The organism is Rossellomorea vietnamensis (genome assembly GCF_001305855.1).
Taxonomy (GTDB): domain Bacteria; phylum Bacillota; class Bacilli; order Bacillales; family Bacillaceae_B; genus Rossellomorea; species Rossellomorea vietnamensis_A.
Genome location: NZ_LIXZ01000052.1, coordinates 1 through 1,003, shown reverse-complemented (window position 1 = coordinate 1,003; position 1,003 = coordinate 1). Strand labels below are relative to the sequence as shown.

At 35.9% G+C, this 1,003-nt stretch carries 2 protein-coding genes and 1 pseudogene; all 3 read right to left on the bottom strand.

The window, feature by feature from the left end; genetic code table 11:
* On the bottom strand, window positions 1-282 hold a 282-nt coding region (locus AM506_RS23245; RefSeq protein ID WP_327205560.1), incomplete at its 3' end, for a DDE-type integrase/transposase/recombinase.
* An 18-nt stretch (window positions 283-300) separates the two neighbouring features.
* A pseudogene (locus AM506_RS23460) lies at window positions 301-471 on the bottom strand (IS3 family transposase); the annotation flags it as partial.
* Between the two features lie 50 nt (window positions 472-521).
* A partial coding sequence (locus tag AM506_RS21635; RefSeq protein WP_060675143.1) for a helix-turn-helix domain-containing protein occupies window positions 522-1,003 on the bottom strand: 482 nt, incomplete at its 5' end.

The following is a 1,003-nucleotide window of genomic DNA, read 5'->3' as shown; positions in this document are numbered from 1 at the left end:
ATAGATTGCGTGATTTCTTATTATTTCTATCGTTTCATGTAAAGGTTCCGTGACTAGATCTAACGTGGGACGTTTCCTGATTCCATACGCGATGATTTCTCCGTTATAGAGGTCAAGAATGGGATTTAAATATAACTTCTCTTCGTTTAGACATTTAAATTCTGTAACGTCAGTTACTAATTTTTGTAGAGGGACATGCGTGTTAAACCGGCGTGATAATCGGTTCTTCGCTACCTTTCCAACGTTCCCCTTATACGAATTGTATTTACGGGATTTCCGCATGAATTTTACACATTTCAATCCGAKGTCTCGCATAATACGATATACTTTTTTATGATTGATATGATGACCTAATTTCTTTAATTCCTTCGTAATTCTTTTATATCCATACCGTTCATGAAATTTTTYAAATAAGGAAGTAATGAGTTCTTTTAATTCTGTATTCGAATCCTCTTTGTCAAAACCCTTCACATGATAGTGATAAGTTGCTTCGGGAATCCYCACTACTTGGAAAATATCTTTTAATCGGAATCCTTCTTCTTTAAGTTCGAATGCGAGCTTGGCTTGTGCTTTTCGCGGAAGGCATTCGAATTCTCCCGAAAAGCTCTCAACTTTTTTAGGTACGCATTTTCCAATCGCAGTAATTCATTCTCGCGTTCTAATTCCTCTTCGCGTGTTAACTTTTTCTCTTCCTTCTTCTCCGATTTACTAGGTTTCTTAGACATAGAAGGTCTCCCCTTTAATTTAGGTTTCAGGCCATCTACTCCTTGTTCATTAAATATTTTCGTCCAAGAATGAATTAATGAAGGATTGTTCAGCTTAAATTGTTCCGCAGTTTCCTGATAAGAAGCGCCTGTCTCTAACATAAATAGTATCGTATCTAATTTAAATTGAACAGAGTACGCTTTGTTTATTTCTCTTCGCTTTATACCTTCTATTCCTTGTGTTTTATAAGCTCTTACCCAATCTTGTAGTGGTGTCTTAGAGGGTAGGTTATATTTTT